The organism is Myroides sp. A21, from assembly GCF_000807225.1.
GTDB classification, from domain to species: Bacteria; Bacteroidota; Bacteroidia; order Flavobacteriales; family Flavobacteriaceae; genus Flavobacterium; species Flavobacterium odoratimimum.
Genome location: NZ_CP010327.1, coordinates 3,013,210 through 3,031,215 on the forward strand (window position 1 = coordinate 3,013,210; position 18,006 = coordinate 3,031,215).

An 18,006-nucleotide genomic window follows, 5' to 3' on the forward strand; every position below is an offset into this window, starting at 1 on the left:
TTTATTATAAATAATCATCTAGAGGACACTGTATAGGTACAGGGATATCTCTTTTTATTTGTTCTTTAAATTTGCTCAAATCTACACTTTTAGAAGTAAAGATGTTTATAATTTCCATATTACTTCCATTTGGACGAATACTAAGTTTAGAATTTATAGATCCATCACTATGCTCTATGGTTTCTATACACATATATTTGACCTCTGCTAGAGGTATTATATGAGCATAGCGATCATCAGAGAAGCCTATTTCATCGTTATTATCATCTATCCAAATAAAGGGCTTATTTTGAGAGATTTCTTGTATAAATGTTGGTACTCTATAGATGTGTGCTGTTTCTTTATAGGTTTGTATATCCAGTGTTATATCGCCTGATAGTGTTGTACAATTAACTATAGATAGTTTAAGGATATACTCTGGGTAAATTACAGTATTTAAGTATTCTTTTAAATTAGTAATTAGGAAAAACACTTTGTTATTAGCGGCATCTAGCTCCACAGGATAAGCATTAGAGAAATAAAACTCTAGTTGCTCTGTTTTACTTTTGTGCTAAATATTACAGTTTTATCTTCTTCTGTATCAATAGAAGCATTAGTAAGACTTTTGTTTTCTAACAAAGCATTTTTTAAGAAAGCATAAGGCTTATTAATAGCCTGTTTGTACTCGCAGTAAGAAAAGTAGTTACTTACTGGAATATTTTTTCGATGACAATCATAGAAACTAAAATCGTTTAAAACAAGGTTGCCTATTCTTACAGGAACTTTAAATGTATATTTAATTAAATCATCTTCATTAGAAGGTTGGGTGACTAAAACTTCGTCTAAAGCAATTACATCTTCATAAGGAGTTTCCCATGACACAAAGGTTTTTGCTTGATTCTGTAATTCATATCCTTGTAGGATGGTATCAGCATATTTACCTTGTTCTAGTACTTTACAGTTACTAGGGTTCTTTCTTGCCCATACAAACATATTTCTGTCACAGCTAAAAGTTTCCTCAAATATTGTTAGTAGAACAGGGTTAAAACCTAGTTTTTCTGCAAGATGTAGAAAAGTAGGAAGAAAGTTTACTGATGATGTAGGGATATGACTATTGTGCTTTCCTGCTATAAACAGCAAAGGTTTATTGTTGATGCAAGTAAAATATAATACCTGTATGTCATCGATATTCTGGTTACAATTGTAATAAGATATTTTGTTTTTGCTTATTAAGTGATTATCAAGTATAAAAACAGCATTATCACAATTTTGTAAAGTCAAAAAATCTAATGACGTATTGTCTATTTCTTTGTTGTTTCTTCTTTTTAGAAAAAGTTTTAAATAGTTAATCATAGATTCGGAGAGAGAGAATTTGACGTTATTTTACAAAGACGAGTTGCTTAGAGTCCAACTTGTCTTCTCCACTATATCTGTAGCATACAAGTATTCCATCTCCTTTAGCAACGCTAAAATCAACACAACATACATTATCCTTAATTATACTAGGTCTAGTGCCTGTCTTGTGCTTCATCCAATAATGGCCAAAGAACACTGGTTTTTCTATAATTTGATAGAAGTTTTCACTCTCAAATTCGAATGGAGTATGAGGAAGTTCTTGTATAGGATGTACGCTGATAGAGTTATAAGTCATTTCTTTAGGGTCTTCCCACCATTTAGTTCTAAACTCAGTGCGTAGTATACGATCTTTATCAATAAAAGTTATGCCTTCAGGCATCTTCGCTTCTTTTCCTTTTAATGTTGTTTCTATAGCATTATATAATTCTGTTCCTTCTGTATTCGCTTCTTCTAACAGGTCATTCGTAATACAGTCGTTGACTAATCGGTTTCTTAAATAATTGATATGTTGATCATCCCAGCATGCGTGAACAGCTCTAAACGAATCATTCTCATAAAATAAAGGAAGTGATTTAAACCACTCTATATACATTTTGTACATATTAGGCACTTGCATAAACGCAGCCATGGTCACAGCATGTTGATTAAAGTTTTTAGGTGTATGCTCTCTAAGGTACTCTCCATTAGTAGAGAGTGTATTATAACAGATTGCATTGTACTCATGATTTCCCATCAACGCAATAGCTTCTCCATTGTCCACCATCTTTTTTACGATATCTAATACCTCTATGATATTAATACCTCTGTCTATATAATCTCCTACGAATAGTACTTTTCGCTCCGGATGTTGGTAGTAACCTTTTTTGTTAGAATAACCTAAAGCAGATAATAGTTGCTTTAAATCATTGCTATGTCCATGTATATCTCCTATTATATCAAAGTCTACAAAATTTTTGTCAATTGCTTTCATTATACAAGTTGTTGGTGTTATTAAATGTACGATAATTTGCGAATAAATTATCAAAAAAATAAAATTAAAATGAGAATATAGGATATATACAATAAAATTAGTTTATGATAAAAGTATTATATGAAATAAAAATGAAAAGAGCATGATGATGAGAATAGAGTAATGTTTTAGGAGTTAGTTTTGATATTTAGCAAAATACTGGATGAATGGATTGTAGCAGTTTACTGGAGTTTTTTTGGGAAATATTAACTGTTATTAGGATATGGCGATACCTTGTTGATTAAAAACATAGTATTGTTCATTTGTAGGTAATAGGAGTCTATTAAAAAAGTTTATGTTTTCTAAAAAAATAAGAGTCAAATTGCCAATATAATAATTCTTAGAGATGACCTATTCTTCTGTTTATAAGTCGGATATATTATAATGTTAGCGGTTTTTTAATAAATATTTAATAGCTAATCTAGTTTGTTTTCAGTAACTTTAACCTTTATAAACTAACAATTATGACAAAGTATAAAATTGCATCACTAAAAGAGTTACAAGACAAGGGTAACAATATCGAAAGATTGCCGTTTTCGATAAGAATTTTATTGGAGAATGTTTTGCGTAATCACGATGGTTATGTGATAACAGATGAGCATTTAGACACTCTAGTTAACTGGGACCCAAAGGGAACTGACAAAGATATCCCTTTTAAGCCAGCACGTGTTTTAATGCAAGACTTCACAGGGGTACCAGCCGTTGTAGATATTGCGTCTCTGAGAGATGAGTTCATCAGACAGGGAAAAGACGGGAATAAGATTAACCCAGCAATTCCTGTAGATTTGGTTATTGACCACTCTGTTCAGGTAGATTATTATGGAACAGATTACTCTTATAAGGGAAATGTAGAAAAAGAGTATGAGCGTAATTCTGAACGCTATGAGTTGTTAAAATGGGCTCAGCAGGAGCTAAATAACTTCACGGTAGTTCCTCCAGGAATGGGGATTTGTCACCAAGTAAATTTAGAGTATTTAGCTAAAGGTGTTATCGAAAGAGATGGCTGGGCTTTCCCAGATACTCTAGTAGGTACAGATTCACATACACCGATGGTGAATGGGATTGGAGTTATTGCATGGGGAGTAGGAGGTATTGAAGCTGAAGCGGCTATGCTTGGCCAACCAATTTACTTTACCTGCCCTGAGGTAATCGGATTAAAATTAACGGGTAAAATACCACAAGGTGCTACTGCTACTGATATGGTATTATCTATTACAAAGATATTGCGTCAAGTAGGAGTAGTAGGTAAATTCGTAGAAGTATTTGGCGATGGTTTAGATAATCTATCTGTTACAGATAGAGCGACTATATCTAATATGTCACCAGAGTTCGGATGTACAGTTACTTATTTCCCTATTGATAACCGTACCTTAGATTATATGCGTGCTACGAATAGAAGCGAAGAGCAGATAAAACTAGTAGAAGACTATTGTAAAAACAATATGCTATGGAGAACAGGGAAGGAGAGCATTGAGTATACTACAGTGATCGAGTTAGATCTAAATACATTAGAGCCTACAGTATCTGGACCTAAACGTCCACAAGACAAAATATTAGTAAAAGATTTAGCGACATCATTCTCTACTTTATTAGAACAAGAGTATAATCGTACCTATACAGATACTAAAGAGCGTAGAGAACACGCTTGGCTATCAGAAGGAGGTTCTGGAACTGAGTTTGCTTACGAAGAGAATAAAGCTGCTAATCCTACTACAGAAGTTGTTAAAGATAGCCTTCGTACAGTTCGTATTAAACAGAAGAACAAAGAGTATGTAATAGGAGATGGAAGTATCGTTATTGCGGCTATCACGAGTTGTACGAATACGTCTAATCCAGAAGTGATGATTGGAGCAGGACTAGTAGCTCGTAAAGCTATTGAGAAAGGTCTGAGAACGAAGTCATGGGTTAAAACAAGTTTAGCACCAGGGTCTAAGGTTGTGACTCAGTATTTACAGCGCTCAGGTTTATTAGAAGATCTAGAGGCACTTCGCTTCCATACAGTAGGATACGGATGTACTTCATGTATTGGTAACAGTGGACCTCTTCCATTACCTGTGGCAGAGGCAGTGACTAAAGGCGATTTAGTTGTAGCATCTGTATTGTCGGGGAATAGAAACTTCGAGGCTAGGGTACACCCACAAGTAAAAATGAACTTCCTAATGTCTCCGATGTTAGTTGTTGCTTATGCACTTGTAGGTAGAGTAGATATTGATTTAATTAATGATCCTTTAGACTATGATCCTAATGGACAGCCAGTGTATCTAAAAGATATATGGCCTACGCATGAAGAGATTAGAGCAGTAATTAATGAATCATTGAAACAAGAAGATTTTGAACAAGTATACAGTGTGATTTTTGAAGGTGAGCAAGACTGGAAGAACTTACAAGCGCCAACAGGTCAGAAGTTTGAATGGGATCAACCCTCTACTTATATCAGACAAGCGCCATTCTTCGAAAACTTACCAGCTCAACCTAAGCCAATTGCGGATGTACACAATGCAAGAGTATTGTTGTATTTAGGAGATTCAGTGACTACAGACCATATTTCGCCTGCAGGAGCGTTTAATGAGAGTTCAGCAGCAGGTAAATATTTGTTGTCACAAGGAGTAGAGCCAAAAGATTTTAACTCATATGGATCTAGACGTGGTAACCATGAAGTGATGATGAGAGGTACCTTTGCCAATGTGCGTATTAAGAATAAAGTAGCACAACGCGAAGGAGGATATAGTACTTATTTACCTACGAATGAATCTCTTTCTGTATTTGATACAGCGATGAAGTATCAAGAAGACAAGACTCCTTTAATAATCTTGGCTGGTAAAGAATACGGAAGTGGATCTTCTCGTGACTGGGCAGCAAAAGGAACTTATTTATTAGGAGTAAAAGCTGTTATTGCAGAAAGTTTTGAGCGTATTCATAGAAGTAACTTAATTGGTATGGGAATAGCTCCATTACAATTCTTAGAAGGCCAAACCGCTGAATCTTTAGGTTTAACTGGAAAAGAGACATTCACTATCACAGGAATCGAACAAGATTTAGTACCACACAAAATACTAGAGGTAAAGGCTGTAAAAGAGAATGGAGAAACTCTTTCTTTCCAGGCCAAAGCTCGTTTTGATTCTTTAATTGAAATAGAGTATTATAAAAATGATGGTATTCTACAATATGTATTGAGAGACTATCTTAAATAGGTTTTTTGTTTTTTGTGAAAGTGTGAAATCGTTTTAGATGATTATATCAATACATAGTGTATCATATCATCTAAGTACATTATGCCCGCAGGGCAATGTCGTAAACTGATTACTGTAAACCGAAAACCAATTTAAATTCGTAATTAAAAAAGGGCTGTCTTATTTAAAAGACAGCCCTTTTCTTTATTTTAATAACTAAAATTATTTAGTCATACTTTTCATTTCTTTCTCGATCATATCGTAGAATTGATCAATCTTAGGAAGTAAAACGATTCTAGTTCTTCTGTTTCTAGCTTTGTTCTCAGGAGTATCGTTTTCTACTAATGGCACATACTCTCCACGTCCTGAAGCAACTAATTGAGAAGGGTTTAATTGGAAGTCATTTTGTAAAACTTGAACGATAGATACCGCACGTTTAACACTTAGATCCCAGTTGTCTCTCATCATTGCGTTTTTGATAGATACGTTATCTGTATGTCCTTCTACCATTACTTCAAAGTCTGGTTTGCTCTTAGCGATAGCAGCTACTTTAGCTAATACACGTTTAGCCTCAGAACTTACTTCATAACCAGCTGTTTTGAATAATAATTTGTCAGCGATAGAGATGTATACTACACCTTTTTCTACGTTAACTTGGATATCTGGATCATCGAAACCAACTTCTTTCTTCACACTTCTTACTAAAGCTAAAGTAACAGAGTCTTTCTTCGTGATTGCATCTTGAAGACGAGTGATCTTAAGATCTTTCTCTTTCATGCTCTCCAAAGTTTTCTCTAAGTTTTCAGCACCTTTAGAAGTTAACATAGTCATGTTACCCATATTGCTTAATAAGTCAGAGTTGTTCTTTTTCAAATGCTCGATCTCGTTAGAGAAAGCATTTCTCTCAGCTAAAGCAGAGTTTAGTTTTATAGTACATGTATTTAATAAATCTTGTACTTCTTTGTTTTTAGCTTCTAAGTCTGCAATTTTCTGTTTTGTACCACAAGAACCTAATGTCAAGGCTAAAACAGATAATCCTAAAACTACTTTTTTCATAATTAAAAAATGATTGAATTGTTTTGTCAAATATAGCAAATAGATGGCAATATAGAAAGAAAAGCCTAAACTATTTTAATTAGAATATTCTAATATAAGTCTTACGTTTTTGAATATAATATAATTTAACAATTGATTTAGTTCGATAATACTCTTTTACAGGAGATTTTGATACCTTTTTTTTGAAGATAGGAATACGTTTGTAAAATGCAAAGTGAGAACGAACAATTGCAAAACAATGTTTAGGTTGTAACATAAGCATATACCTTACCCCTGCGATGCCATCTAAGCACAATCTCAAAAAGATAGTAGAAAACTTGCCTTTAGAAGGTAGATTTTTATACAAAGTAAGTAGAGAGTTCCTAAAGTTAAGATAAGTCTTCTTTGGACTCTGATACTTTAAAGTTGCTCCACCAACGTGATACACAGTAGAATACCCCGTGTATTTAATCTTATGTCCTAGATGATGTGCTCGCCAGCATAAGTCTATTTCTTCTTGATGAGCAAAGTAGTCTTCATCGAGCCCACCTAGTTTTTGGTAAACTTCATTACGGATAAAAAAGCAAGCACCAGATGCCCAGAATATATCTATAATATCGTTGTATTGTCCTTTATCTTCTTCTATGGTATCGAAGATGCGCCCTCTACAGAATGGGAATCCGTACGAATCTATAAAGCCACCTGCAGCACCTGCATACTCAAAGTGCGTTTTTCGTTTATAGTCAAGAATTTTAGGCTGTACAATAGCCACTCGAGGTTGTTTATCAAATATTTCTTCTACCGAGTCTAACCAATTTTCGGTTACTTCGATATCTGAATTCAACAGTACTAAGTAAGGCTCTTGTATATCTTTTAACCCTTCATTATATCCTTGAGCAAAACCATAGTTTTGCTTATTTTGAATAATATGAACAGAAGGAAACTCTTGTTCAAGAACAGTTATAGACTGATCAGTAGAAGCATTGTCGATAACGTATATATTAGCTTTGTCCGAATACTTCAGTACAGAAGGAAGAAACTGTCTTAACAGCTGTTCTCCATTCCAATTTAAAATAGCTACGGCAAACTTTTTATTCATTTTGTTTTTCTTTTGTGTGAAATCGTTTTTTTGTGATGTCGTTTAGTATATGTTATCTGTTAGCACGGATTTGATTAATCCGTGCTTGTTGCTCGCTGCGCAAAGTCTCCCGACTTTGAGCTATTATAGCTTTGTAAGACTGTTACCCGTTCACTGTCAAGTAATCAGTGAAATCGTGATGTTGTGTGGTATATGTTATCAATATATAGTGTATCACATCATCTAAGTACATTATGCCCGTAGGGCAATGCTGTAAACCGTTCACTGTCAACCGTTCACTGTCAACCGTTCACTGTAAACTAATTCTTCATTCCTAATTCCTCATTATAATTCGGCAATTCTCTTAAGAACACATATTTACTATTCTCATAATCCATTTGACAGTAGTAATGATTTAGTCCATTGGTGACATACAGATAGGTTGATCTTAATTGAAAATTATAACGAGCAATCTGATCAAATGTTGTTTGGGTAATTTTTATCTCAGGCGCTTTACACTCTATGAGTATAAAGATTTCACCATTAGGTCTAAAAATCACCACATCATATCGTTTGGTCATTCCATTAATTCTCACTACTTTCTCTACACTGATGAGAGAAAGAGGATAACCTTTAGTATAGATCAAATCATGTACTACATGCTGTCTTACCCATTCCTCAGGAGTAAGCTGAATAAACTTTTTACGGATAACATCAAAAATAGATAGCTTATTTTCACTATTTTTGAAACGAAAATCAAACGGTGGGAAATTCAGTCTTTGCATAAAGCAAAGATATTTTTTTTCTACTGGTATTGAGCAATATTTAAAACTAATATTTTGGATCAAGTAAAGGACATAATAAAGAATATAAAGGCAGGGAATGCTGCTCCTATATATTTTTTGATGGGGGAAGAACCGTATTATATTGATAAAATCTCTGAGTATATTGAAGATAATCTATTGACAGAAGAAGAGAAGGGGTTTAATCAAATGGTATTATATGGGCGAGATGTCACTGTTCAAGACATTGTTTCTAATGCAAAGCGATTCCCTTTAATGGCAGAAAAGCAAGTTGTCATTGTTAAAGAAGCTCAAGAGTTAGCACGTTCTATAGACCAATTAGAATCTTATGCTGCACAAGTACAACCTTCTACCGTATTAGTATTCTGCTATAAGTACAAAACATTAGACAAAAGAAAGAAGATTTACAAGGCGATAGAGAAGTCTGGTATCATATTTGAAAGTAAGAAGTTAAAAGAGTATCAGATAGAAGCTTGGCTTAAGAAATTACTTACTGCAAAAGGGTATAGTATAGATCCTAAAGCTTCTGCAATGCTAGTAGAGTTCTTAGGAACAGATTTGTCTAAAATAGCGAATGAGATAGATAAATTGGCTTTAATTGTACCAAAAGGAGTACAAATCACAGCAGAAGTAGTAGAAAAGAACATCGGAATAAGTAAAGATTTTAATAATTTTGAATTGATTAAAGCTATTGTAGACCGCAATCAACTCAAAGCGTATAAAATTGCAAATTACTTTGCACAGAATCCAAAGAATAACCCAATCGTATTGACAATGGGGCTTGTTTATTCTTATTTTTCTAAGCTTTTGTTATATCACGGGTTGAAAGATAAGTCACCATCTAATGTGATGAAACAATTAAAAGTGAGTCAATACGCAATAAAAGACTATGAAACGGGTTTTAGAATCTATAAGATGAAGCAAGTCAGTAGTATCATTGCACATCTAAAGGATGTAGACCTTAAAAGTAAGGGAGTAGGAGCTCAGGCGATGCCACAAGGAGAACTGCTTAAGGAGATGTTAATCAAAATATTTAATTAAAATAAATAAATAATGCCGAACAATTTAAACAAGAATAAGATTCTAGGATATGCTACGTTGATTATGATTATGATGGGTATCTTATTAATCTGTCTAGGAGCATTTAAATATTCCGAAATCGCAGGGTGGGGATTCACAGCTGTAGGAATCGGTTTCTTTGCAATAGCATGGGTTTTTAACGCCTTAAAAGGAAGAGTATAAGTTTAAAAAAGAAGAGGAGAGCATTGCTCTCCTCTTCTTTTTTAAACAATTAAGAATTAGGAATTAAAAATTAAGAATGTTTGGCTTCGCCATGAGGTATGTATATACGTCCTATCGGTATACATATCATGCAATCGCTACGTTCGTGTTATCGCGGATTTAAGGTTTTAATCCGTGAGATATAACGATTTAATATGTCTTCTTGAGTGTAACGAAAGATCCCATCTCCCTTAGGGAATTACGAATTTCCTTTAGATTTGCTAACTGAGAATATGATAATATTGTAGAGAATAAATAAAACAACCTAATCAACAAAGTGAACCAGACGAATTACAAGGATAACGCCCTAAAATTCGAGTAGGACTTTATTGATTTTACTAAAGAGTATCAGACTAGTAATTAAGACGTCGAGGTCTAGTATTAAGGTTTAGATGATATTTTAGTAACAGGTTGCCTTAAATAATTATCATATGGACAAATTTACACAATTTATCGGAATAGATATTTCCAAAGATTATTTTGATGTAGCTATTTATGTAGATGCTAATTCTTGTAAACACAATCAGTTTGAAAACACTAAAACGGGAGTTGATCAATTTATGAAGTGGATGAAAAGCGAAGGATGTTGTGTAGAGGAAACATTGATATGTATGGAGCATACAGGTATTTATAAAAATATTTTAGTAGATATTTTGCTTTCAAAGAATTGTAATCTATGGGTAGAAATGGCTTATAGAATTATAAGAAGTAGTGGAATACAAAGAGGAAAGAATGACAAGATAGATTCTAAAAGGATAGCATTGTATGCTAAGAAAAATCAAGAAGAAGCGAAGCTCTTTAAAGCATCAAAGGCTGTATTGAATAAGATTCAGGCTCTATTGGGACAGCGAGAGATGAGTATAGCTCATAAGACAGCTATAGAAGTAAGAACCAACGAATTTAAGGGGTTTAATGATGAACTGTACAAGGTTTTGTCTAAAAATGATAAGGCTATTATCAAGGCTTTAGAGAACGCTATAAAGGTGATTGAAGAACAGTTAAATACTCTTATTAGAGAAAATCAAGAGGTATCTGAGATATTTGATTGTGTGATTTCTGTAAGAGGTGTTGGAGATATTACAGCGATGTTTTTAATATGTTATACCAATGCGTTTACATCATTTGAAGACTCTCGACAATTAGCATCTTATTGTGGTGTTGTCCCTTTTGAATATACTTCAGGTAAAAGTGTAAGAGGCAAAGCTAAAGTACACTTTATGGCTAATAAAAAGCTTAAAAAACTTTTACATCTCTGTGCTTTATCAGCTGTTAGATGGGACCCAGAGATAAGGGCTTATTACGAGAGGAAAGTTGGAGAAGGTAAGCATAAGATGCTTGTTTTAAACAATGTTAGAAACAAGCTTGTACAGCGTATATGTTCTTGTGTTAGGAATAAAAAAGCTTATGAGGTACGACAAGTAGCATAAACATCATACATTGAATTAGAAACAAAAATAGAGGATAATACGGATATAATCCTCAGGTTAGATATGCCTTGTTTTATTGAGTTATTCTCAAAAATAAGGTGTAAAATATATTAATAATGATTTGCTTTTATCATAGTAATCAAATTAATAATTATGAATCTTAGCCCTTCGGGCTTTAGGTGCGTACATTACGTCTCGTTATCGCGGATTTTTAATCCGTGATATATAACCGTCCAGTATATCTATTCAACTTCAATTAAAAAATTGATCAACTTTTATCAAAAAAAACACTTTCTTTTTTTCAAAAAAGCACCTATTTATCATCAAAAAATCTTATTTCTCCCTTAAAATTCCCTTCTTTTTACCGCATTTTCTTCTTATTTCAGTGAAATAAGGCTTGAAAAGCAAAAAAATGTATACTTTTTTTTAGTTTATTTTTTATATAACTAACTAATATTCAGTTGTTTGTTATGAATTGGTCTATTGTAGTACTCAACGTTATATAGCTTTTAACCCTAGTAAAATCAGGGCTTCTTCTTGGATCCTTGGACAGTTGTAGGACAATGCTAGGACTTTAGTGGGCTAAATAAGGCTTTTGTCGAAGGATGTTCCTTTTATACTCTGGGTATTCTTCTTGTATGTAGTGTGAAGGTGTGTTGGTGGTGAATATAGCTATCAAAATAAGGATATAAGGGAGTAGCTTGTGATGAATTATTCTCCTTAAAAGGACATATTATAAGAGTTGTAAAAAATGTCTTTGTAATTAAGGATAAAATGCCAATGCTGCAGCAGATAATAAATACCCCAATTAAGATTAATAAATTAGTAACGAGTTTAGATATACACCCTTCAATATTATACAGAGTTCATTTATATTGTTATGTGAAGAGTCAATAGAGCTGATATTTGAATGAATAGATGTGATGCGTCATGTGTACTACGTTCGTCACATCAGTAGAGACGGAATACTTCCGTCTAACACACAGCTAGACCCCAATGGATAGAAAGTCCTTATTCAAGGAGTTAATGCTTAAACTTGCCATACAATGTATAATATGCTGTGTTCTGTGTTTAAAGCCGTCCACTGAATCCACAATACATATCATGCTGACGATAGGAGGTATCTCATTCCATTCTCACTCACGTCCTCTATGTCATCTCAATAAAGGAGGGATCTTATCCTATTGGTGTGTAGATATTTATGAGATACTGTTGTTTACTCAAATATTCTAGGTGTTTACGGAAAACCGTATAATATATTCTCATAAAGAGGGTAAGTTTACTATTTAAACATAAACAACAAACATAAATTATGAATTTTCAAGTTTATAGATATCATTTATCTCCATTATCTACAGAAGAAATTAGCATTACTATTGATGGAAAATCAAAAGTATTTACAGAAGAAGATTTAAAAAACAAGAAAAATTACTTCTTTGAAAAAGCTTTAGAAGCAGTAGATTACTATAAGAATAGTAGTAATATATTAAAGTTAGAGTTTCAAGATAGTGGAATTTTTGTAATGAAAATAGCAAATAGTAAGACTACGGAAATTGTTGAGGACTTTGAGAAAAGAATGGTAGAAACTTATCCATATGAGTATATATTGATAAATAATGATGATACTGTACAAAGAATAGCGATAAGTACTGATAATAAAGCCTTTTCTTCAGCAAATGTAGTTAAGAATATTATGCTTAAATTACTAGATAAAGAATTAAGTAAGTATGGATTAAGTGTTAAGATTGAAGCTGAATTTGATGAAGTTGCAATTTGGAAAACAATAACTATACATAGAGAAGAATTGAAATCAATTCAAATAAAGTATATTAAACCTAATTTGGCTAATATTTCGAAATCTCTTGACCAAGCGTTTAAAGATTTTTCTAATGGGTTGAATAGTCAAGAAAGTACGTTAGAGTTTAAAGCACCTTCAGAAGGAACGTTAGAAAATATTAATGAGAATAATACGACGTTGAAAGGAATGGTTCAATATGCTGCTCAAGGGGGAGGAAGTGTAAAAATTGCAATTAAAGGTTACACAAAAAAAATATCTTCTAAACAAAATCCAATAGAAATTGAAATAGATGAAGTAACTTTAGAAGGCCCTAATGGTAAAGAAGTAATAGACGCTGTCAAAAATATATTAAAGTAGTTTTTAAGATGAAAATTAAAGAGTTTTTTGGTTTTATTAAAGTATTTGCAATTTGCTTTGCTATCTCTATTTTTTTAGAGATAGTAGCAAATGCTATAGAATCAAATCTATTAATTGAATTTTTAAAAAGTAATATATTAACCCTACTTTTGGCGTTACTAGCTATAAATGCTGCTACGTTAGGAGTTACTGTATCTAAGATACAAGAGATTGTTGCAAAATATGAAGGGATTAATTTTAAAGAAAGTATTCAAGAAATGCTTTTTTCTTTAAAAGAACAAATAGCCCTTATTGTAATTACGACTATTATTCTTGTTATAGAAGGATCGAAGGTTTTAGTTTTTCAATATAAAGATTTAGTTTGCCATTCTATTATTTATGCTGTTTTCTTTCATTCTATCCATATTCTATGGGATACAGCTAAATCAGTGTTTGTCATTATAGAAATTAGTGATAAGCTAAAGAATTTAAAAAAATAGTCAAAGCTATCTCTTTATTATCTTCTCCTCTTTTACGGTTTTCCGTACAATATTATTATGAAGTCACCTTATCTTTAAACACTTGTAGCATTAGGCTAAAAGCAGTGTGATATGTATATTTACACTGAAAAAATATAAGAATCAAGATGGCAATAAAGAAGTCAGAGTTATATAGCTCATTATGGGCAAGTTGTGATGAATTAAGAGGAGGAATGGATGCATCTCAGTACAAGGATTATGTATTGACGATGTTATTCGTGAAGTATATATCAGATAAATATAAAGACAAACCATTCGGTGCAATTAAAGTACCTGTGGGTTCTACTTTTGAAGATATGGTAGGGCTTATCGGAAATACAGAAATAGGGGATAAGATGAATAAGCAAATCTTAGAACCTATTAGAGATGCGAATAAGTTAAATGAGTTCCCAAACTTTAATGATGAAAGCAAGTTAGGTAAGGGAAAAGACTTAGTAGATACAGTATCTAACTTAGTGCGTATCTTTAATGACCCGAGCCTTGACTTCTCAGGTAATACTGCTGAGGGAGATGATATCTTAGGAGATGCGTATGAATATCTAATGCGTCACTTCGCTACAGAATCAGGTAAGTCTAAAGGGCAGTTTTATACACCAGCAGAGGTATCTCGTATCTTAGCGAAGGTCATTGGTATCACACCTGAGAACTCCACTACACAGACTAAAGCGTATGACCCTACTTGTGGTTCGGGATCGTTATTATTAAAAGTAGCATTAGAAGCAGGTAAGCTGATTGAACTATATGGACAAGAAAAAGAAACAGCTACAGCCAATTTGGCGCGTATGAATATGATCTTGCACAACTGTCCGACTGCGGATATTGTGGCTGATAATACATTATCTCGTCCCGCGTTTATTACTCCAGGAGCAGAAAAGGATGAGCTGCAAACTTTTGATTATATCGTAGCTAATCCACCGTTCTCCTTAAAGAACTGGAGTAATGGAGTTCAAATAGGGAAAGATGATGAATACAATCGTTTTGAGTTAGGCACTCCACCTGAGAAGAATGGAGATTACGCCTTCTTATTACACATTATCAAATCTCTAAAAACGACAGGAAAGGCAGCAGTGGTATTGCCACATGGGGTACTATTTAGAGGTAATGCAGAAGGAGAGATACGCAAGAATATTCTAAAGAGAGGATTGATAAAGGGAATCATCGGATTGCCTGCTAATCTGTTTTACGGTACTGGTATTCCTGCGTGTATTATTATCTTAGATAAAGAAGGGGCTAAAGATCGCAAGGAAATCTTTATGATCGATGCAAGTAAAGGTTTTGAGAAAGATGGAAATAAGAATAGACTTCGCGAGCAAGATATCCGCAAGATAACGGATGTGTTTACAACAAAGCAAGAATTGCCTAAATATAGTAAGAGTATAAAAATAAGTGATATAGCAGATGCTAAGAACGACTATAATCTAAATATACCACGCTATATCGATACACAAGAGATAGAAGATATACAGAATATAGAGGCACACTTAGTAGGTGGTATTCCGTCTGTTGATATAGAGGCATTAAAGAAATACTGGGAAGCTTTTCCAAATTTAAAAGAGGATTTGTTCCATGCGTTGCGTCCAGGTTTTATGACTTTAAAGGTTGAAGATACTGTATTAAAATCAATGATATTAGAGCATAAAGAATTTGTAGGATTTAATCAGATTACCACAGATGCTTACTTGGCTCAATTGACAGCATTTGAGACATCGTGGAAACAGTTAGCCCAAGGTGATCATCCTTTAATGGTGATTCAAGAAGCGAGTAGAACGATATTGTCTTTATTTAGACAATACCCACTAATCGATGAATATGATATGTATCAACACCTAATGAGTTATTGGGGAGAGGTGATGCAAGATGATGTGTACTCTGTGGTGATGGATGGCTGGAAAGCAGGGAATGAGTATAAGCGTTTGATCATTAAAGGCAAAAAAGGCAAAGATGGCAAAACAGCAAAAGACAAAGAAGTAGCAGGATTAGCAGGTATCGAAGGACGAATGATTTCACCTGACTTATTAATTGAAATGTACTTTTCAGAGTTGCAAGATCAGATCATTGAGCAAGAAGGAATCGTTGAAACTGCTCAAGCTCGTATGACAGAGTTAGAGGAAGAGCACAGTGGAGAAGATGGGGTATTCGCTGACTTAGAGAAGGTAAATGCTACAGAGGTAAAGAAAGTGCTGAAAGAGCGAAAAGGTACTTTGACTAAAGAAGAAATAGCTGTGCTAAAAGACTATATCGCTCAGACAGATGCGGTGAAGAAAGCAAATGACTTAATCAAGGTATTAAAGATTGACTTAGAGAAAGAGGTAATCGGGAAGTACCCTATGCTTAGCGTAGAAGAAATCAAGACATTAGTAGTGAAAAATAAATGGATACTACACTTGACTAGTACATTAGTACAAGAACAAGAACGCATCAGCCAGAACCTTACGCAACGTATTAAAGAATTAGCTGATCGATATGCTACTCCATTGCCTACTTTAGAAACGGAAGTAGCAGATGCAGCAGCTAAGGTAAAAGCTCACTTACAAAAAATGGGATTACAATGGTAAGAGAAGGATATAAACAGACAGAGATAGGTGTGATCCCTGTGGAATGGGAGGTTAAGGAGTTTAAAGAAATAGTTCATAGAATAGGTGATGGTATTCATTCAACTCCTAATTATTCTGACAATGAAGAATATTATTTTATAAATGGAAATAATTTTAGTGATGGAGTAATTAAAATAAATACGGAGACTAAGACTGTCTCTAAAGATGAGTTTAAGTTGCATAAAAGAGATTTAGGAAATAATACAATTCTTTTATCTATTAATGGGACTATAGGAAATCTAGCTCTATACAAAAATGAAAAAGTAGTCTTAGGTAAAAGTGCGTGTTATATTAATGTGAAAAATGAAAACAGTAAGTATTATGTATATTATTGTTTACAATCTAATAACGTTAAGACGTATTTTGAAGATAATCTAACAGGAACAACTATAAAAAACTTAGGATTAAAGACTATTGGTAGTACAAGTATTTTGTTACCTCCCTTAAAAGAACAAGAAGCAATAGCAGAGGCATTAAGTGATACAGATGAATGGATAAACAGCTTAGAAGAGTTAATCGCTAAGAAACGATTAATTAAACAAGGGGCTATGCAGGAGCTACTGACACCTAAGGAAGGGTGGGAAGTGAAGAAATTGGGGGATGTCTGCGATGTTAGAGGTGGCGGAACTCCAAGTACATTTACTTCTGAATATTGGAATGGAAATATTATCTGGTTTACGCCAACTGAAGTTGGAATAGATAAGTATTTGTATAATAGTAATAGGAAAATTACAGAATTAGGATTAAAAAATTGTTCTGCAAATATATTGCCTGTGAATAGTATTTTGTTGACTACAAGGGCAGGTATTGGGGATGTGGGGATTTTAAAAATAGAAGCTTGTACAAATCAAGGTTTTCAATCTTTAGTTTGTAAGGAAAATGTTTATTACGAATTTGTTTATTATATGATGCAAACAAAGAAAAGTGAACTTTTGAATAATGCAAGTGGAAGTACTTTTTTAGAAATCAGCCCTAATAAGATTAAAGCAATATCATTTAATATTCCATCCCTTCCTGAACAAGAGCGTATAGCAACTATCTTATCAGATATGGATAGAGAGATAGCGCTGTTAGAAGAGCAGTTAGCGAAGGCAAAGCAGATTAAGCAAGGGATGATGCAGGAGCTACTGACAGGTAGGGTGAGGTTAGTCCCTACGAACTAATAAAGAATTAACAATCAAAAAACTATAATTATGGCAACAACGATTCATCAGGGGAATTCAACGAGTTCAACGAAAATAATCTACACTTTTGATGGCAAGCGTATCTACTCAGGTAATTCAACAAGTTCGACTAAGGTACTTTATACATTTGATGGTAAGCATATCTATTCAGGAGATTCAACAAGTTCGACCAAGGTACTTTATACTTTTGATGGTAAGCGTATCTATTCAGGAGATTCAACAAGTTCGACTAAGGTACTTTATACATTTGATGGTAAGCATATCTATTCAGGAGATTCTACAAGTTCAACTAAGATAATTTACACTTTCGATGGTAAGTATATCTATTCAGGTAATTCAACAAGTTCGACTAAAGTAATCAGTACAGTACAAGGAGCAATACCAGGAGCGTTGATTTTTTTGTTTGTGTAGGGGTAT

Annotated in this window: 15 protein-coding genes; 9 read left to right on the forward strand and 6 right to left on the reverse strand. The window is 33.6% G+C overall.

The genetic code is table 11. The annotated features are described in order from the left end of the window. Positions 1-4: 4 nt before the first annotated feature. From MYRA21_RS19355 to MYRA21_RS13530, 3 genes are read right to left on the reverse strand one after another with little or no spacing between them, the layout of a single operon-like run. Entirely contained in the window at positions 5-472 is a 468-nt protein-coding gene (locus tag MYRA21_RS19355; protein WP_235279926.1) for a hypothetical protein, read from the reverse strand. A 53-nt stretch (positions 473-525) separates the two neighbouring features. Beyond that, positions 526-1,332, reverse strand: a complete 807-nt coding sequence (locus tag MYRA21_RS19360; RefSeq protein WP_235279929.1) for a hypothetical protein — start codon at positions 1,330-1,332, stop codon at positions 526-528. Positions 1,333-1,357: 25 nt separating this feature from the next. Further along, positions 1,358-2,305, reverse strand: a complete 948-nt coding sequence (locus tag MYRA21_RS13530) for a metallophosphoesterase (RefSeq protein ID WP_039329390.1) — start codon at positions 2,303-2,305, stop codon at positions 1,358-1,360. Positions 2,306-2,808: 503 nt separating this feature from the next. Between MYRA21_RS13530 and acnA the strand changes: the two genes are divergently transcribed. Next, a complete protein-coding gene (gene acnA / locus MYRA21_RS13535; RefSeq protein WP_039329392.1) occupies positions 2,809-5,535 on the forward strand; it encodes an aconitate hydratase AcnA in 2,727 nt (908 codons plus the stop codon). Between the two features lie 201 nt (positions 5,536-5,736). Here the strand turns inward: acnA and MYRA21_RS13540 are convergent, their stop codons facing one another. The 3 genes from MYRA21_RS13540 to MYRA21_RS13550 all read right to left on the reverse strand — a co-directional run bounded on the left by MYRA21_RS13540 (position 5,737) and on the right by MYRA21_RS13550 (position 8,412). Beyond that, complete coding sequence (locus tag MYRA21_RS13540) at positions 5,737-6,570, reverse strand: OmpA family protein (protein ID WP_006263472.1); 834 nt, start codon at positions 6,568-6,570, stop codon at positions 5,737-5,739. Positions 6,571-6,649: 79 nt separating this feature from the next. Beyond that, the gene (locus MYRA21_RS13545; RefSeq protein WP_006259012.1) at positions 6,650-7,648 is read right to left on the reverse strand and encodes a glycosyltransferase family 2 protein; all 999 of its coding nucleotides are present in this window, start codon (positions 7,646-7,648) and stop codon (positions 6,650-6,652) included. A gap of 299 nt (positions 7,649-7,947) precedes the next feature. Then, a complete protein-coding gene (locus MYRA21_RS13550) occupies positions 7,948-8,412 on the reverse strand; it encodes a type I restriction enzyme HsdR N-terminal domain-containing protein (RefSeq protein WP_039329394.1) in 465 nt (154 codons plus the stop codon). A 54-nt stretch (positions 8,413-8,466) separates the two neighbouring features. Here MYRA21_RS13550 and holA point away from each other — a divergent pair, with 54 nt between their 5' ends. The 8 genes from holA (at position 8,467) to MYRA21_RS13590 (ending at position 18,000) form a co-directional block, all read left to right on the forward strand. Then, a complete protein-coding gene (gene holA / locus MYRA21_RS13555; RefSeq protein ID WP_006261083.1) occupies positions 8,467-9,471 on the forward strand; it encodes a DNA polymerase III subunit delta in 1,005 nt (334 codons plus the stop codon). A gap of 12 nt (positions 9,472-9,483) precedes the next feature. Next, positions 9,484-9,672, forward strand: coding sequence for a CAL67264 family membrane protein (locus MYRA21_RS13560; RefSeq protein WP_006259008.1), 189 nt, complete (start codon positions 9,484-9,486; stop codon positions 9,670-9,672). A 470-nt stretch (positions 9,673-10,142) separates the two neighbouring features. Continuing rightward, a complete protein-coding gene (locus MYRA21_RS13565; RefSeq protein ID WP_006258619.1) occupies positions 10,143-11,138 on the forward strand; it encodes an IS110 family transposase in 996 nt (331 codons plus the stop codon). A gap of 1,312 nt (positions 11,139-12,450) precedes the next feature. Further along, on the forward strand, positions 12,451-13,293 hold the full coding sequence (locus tag MYRA21_RS13570) for a hypothetical protein (protein ID WP_039329397.1): 843 nt from the start codon (positions 12,451-12,453) through the stop codon (positions 13,291-13,293). Between the two features lie 8 nt (positions 13,294-13,301). Then, on the forward strand, positions 13,302-13,772 hold the full coding sequence (locus MYRA21_RS13575; RefSeq protein ID WP_052237542.1) for a hypothetical protein: 471 nt from the start codon (positions 13,302-13,304) through the stop codon (positions 13,770-13,772). Positions 13,773-13,918: 146 nt separating this feature from the next. After that, entirely contained in the window at positions 13,919-16,366 is a 2,448-nt protein-coding gene (locus tag MYRA21_RS13580; RefSeq protein ID WP_039329399.1) for a type I restriction-modification system subunit M, read from the forward strand. Beyond that, positions 16,360-17,568, forward strand: a complete 1,209-nt coding sequence (locus tag MYRA21_RS18670; protein WP_052237543.1) for a restriction endonuclease subunit S — start codon at positions 16,360-16,362, stop codon at positions 17,566-17,568. The genes MYRA21_RS13580 and MYRA21_RS18670 overlap by 7 nt, the downstream gene beginning before the upstream one ends. Positions 17,569-17,598: 30 nt before the next feature. Then, positions 17,599-18,000, forward strand: a complete 402-nt coding sequence (locus MYRA21_RS13590) for a hypothetical protein (protein WP_039329401.1) — start codon at positions 17,599-17,601, stop codon at positions 17,998-18,000. Positions 18,001-18,006: the final 6 nt, after the last annotated feature.

Coding starts and splice junctions, on each gene's coding strand:
- MYRA21_RS13550 (WP_039329394.1), bottom strand. CDS start 8,412: ATGCAAAGACTGAATTTCCCACCGTTTGATTTTCGTTTCAAAAATAGT.
- acnA (WP_039329392.1), top strand. CDS start 2,809: ATGACAAAGTATAAAATTGCATCACTAAAAGAGTTACAAGACAAGGGT.
- MYRA21_RS13530 (WP_039329390.1), bottom strand. CDS start 2,305: ATGAAAGCAATTGACAAAAATTTTGTAGACTTTGATATAATAGGAGAT.
- MYRA21_RS13590 (WP_039329401.1), top strand. CDS start 17,599: ATGGCAACAACGATTCATCAGGGGAATTCAACGAGTTCAACGAAAATA.
- MYRA21_RS13565 (WP_006258619.1), top strand. CDS start 10,143: ATGGACAAATTTACACAATTTATCGGAATAGATATTTCCAAAGATTAT.
- MYRA21_RS13575 (WP_052237542.1), top strand. CDS start 13,302: ATGAAAATTAAAGAGTTTTTTGGTTTTATTAAAGTATTTGCAATTTGC.
- MYRA21_RS18670 (WP_052237543.1), top strand. CDS start 16,360: ATGGTAAGAGAAGGATATAAACAGACAGAGATAGGTGTGATCCCTGTG.
- MYRA21_RS13560 (WP_006259008.1), top strand. CDS start 9,484: ATGCCGAACAATTTAAACAAGAATAAGATTCTAGGATATGCTACGTTG.
- MYRA21_RS13570 (WP_039329397.1), top strand. CDS start 12,451: ATGAATTTTCAAGTTTATAGATATCATTTATCTCCATTATCTACAGAA.
- MYRA21_RS19360 (WP_235279929.1), bottom strand. CDS start 1,332: ATGATTAACTATTTAAAACTTTTTCTAAAAAGAAGAAACAACAAAGAA.
- MYRA21_RS13545 (WP_006259012.1), bottom strand. CDS start 7,648: ATGAATAAAAAGTTTGCCGTAGCTATTTTAAATTGGAATGGAGAACAG.
- MYRA21_RS13580 (WP_039329399.1), top strand. CDS start 13,919: ATGGCAATAAAGAAGTCAGAGTTATATAGCTCATTATGGGCAAGTTGT.
- MYRA21_RS13540 (WP_006263472.1), bottom strand. CDS start 6,570: ATGAAAAAAGTAGTTTTAGGATTATCTGTTTTAGCCTTGACATTAGGT.